General features: G+C 42.0%; 2 protein-coding genes. Both read right to left on the bottom strand.

What is annotated here, in order from left to right:
- Positions 1-62 precede the first annotated feature (62 nt).
- Positions 63-1,010, bottom strand: coding sequence for a ribose-phosphate pyrophosphokinase (locus tag H5072_RS18780; protein ID WP_002958550.1), 948 nt, complete (start codon positions 1,008-1,010; stop codon positions 63-65).
- A gap of 88 nt (positions 1,011-1,098) precedes the next feature.
- On the bottom strand, positions 1,099-1,659 hold a 561-nt coding region (gene ispE / locus H5072_RS18775; RefSeq protein WP_182694432.1), incomplete at its 5' end, for a 4-(cytidine 5'-diphospho)-2-C-methyl-D-erythritol kinase.

The raw sequence follows: 1,659 nt of genomic DNA, 5'->3' as shown, positions 1-1,659 counted from the left end.
AAATAAACATCGCTTACAAAAAAAGCGCCAAAAGGCGCTTTTATATTCAGGAATGTTTAATTTTAGTGTTCAAACATCGCTGAGATAGATTCTTCGTTACTAATACGACGAATAGTCTCTGCTAACATGTCAGCAAGCGTAAGTACCTTAACTTTATCAAGGGCTTTAAGCTCATCAGATAGCGGAATTGAGTCAGTTACAATTACTTCATCAATCATTGAGTCACGTAAGTTTTCGGCTGCTTTACCTGAAAGGATAGGGTGTGTTGCGTATGCAAATACACGCTTAGCGCCATGTTCTTTAAGTGCTTCTGCGGCTTTACACAATGTACCACCGGTATCAATCATATCATCTACGATAATACAATCACGACCTTCAACGTCACCAATAATGTGCATTACTTGAGAAACATTTGCTTGAGGGCGACGTTTATCAATGATTGCTAAATCGGTATCGTTTAGTAGTTTTGCAATTGCACGAGCACGTACAACACCACCAATATCTGGAGATACAACAACGACGTCTTCAAAGTCGCGTTCTTTCATATCTTCAAGTAATACAGGGCTGCCAAATACGTTATCTACAGGTACATCAAAGAAGCCTTGGATTTGTTCAGCGTGTAAATCAACCGTAAGAACACGGTCAACACCAACACTTGATAAGAAATCTGCAACAACTTTAGCGGTAATTGGAACACGAGCAGAACGTACACGACGGTCTTGGCGCGCATAACCAAAATAAGGAATGACGGCAGTAATACGACCTGCAGATGCACGACGTAGAGCATCAACCATAACGATAAGTTCCATCAGGTTATCGTTTGTAGGGGCACAGGTTGATTGCAAGATAAAAACGTCCGAGCCACGAACATTTTCATTTATTTGAACACTGATCTCACCGTCGCTAAAACGGCCAACAACAGCATCGCCTAATTCAATATATAAACGTTTTGCAACTTTTTGAGCTAACTCAGGTGTTGCGTTACCAGCGAAGAGCTTCATGTCAGGCACGGTAGGGTTCCTCAGGCACTGAATATTTGGACTAACGGGCAATGATAAATTTCACTGCGGGTTAACTTATGATTACTTGTACGTTACTTCATTGATCGAATATGGCGGTTAACTCCGTATGAGCAGGTGAGACATTTGCGCTTGAAGCCACAAAACCCTGCCAAGTATGGGGGAGATTTTCAAGTACATCTTGTGCTTGAACTTGGCTAGCAAATTCGACAAAACAACATGAACCTGTTCCGGTCATCTTCGACGGTGCGTATTTTAGCAACCACTGGAGGGTTTTTTCAACCTCGGGGCAAAGCTTTTTAACTAAAGGCTCACAATCGTTGGTCAAAGTATGGTGTTTCCAGTCGCCTATTATTTTTGGTGTGTCGCGTTTTAAATCTGGATGTGTAAATATTTTTGCGGTACTTACATGTTGGTTAGGGTGTACAACGCAGTACCATTTTTGTTCAAGTGTTACGTGGTGTAGTTTTTCACCAATACCGTGCGCTATGGCGCTTTGACCTTGTATGAACACCGGAACATCTGCCCCTAACTTGAGCCCCAATTGTGCTAGTGTTTCTAAATTTAGTGCCAATTTCCATAACTTATTTAGGGCTAATAAAGTACTCGCTGCGTCAGATGAACCTCCTCCAACACCGCC

The organism is Pseudoalteromonas sp. SR45-5 (assembly GCF_014163565.1).
GTDB lineage: Bacteria > Pseudomonadota > Gammaproteobacteria > Enterobacterales > Alteromonadaceae > Pseudoalteromonas > Pseudoalteromonas distincta.
This window is presented reverse-complemented; position numbering and strand designations above follow the sequence as displayed.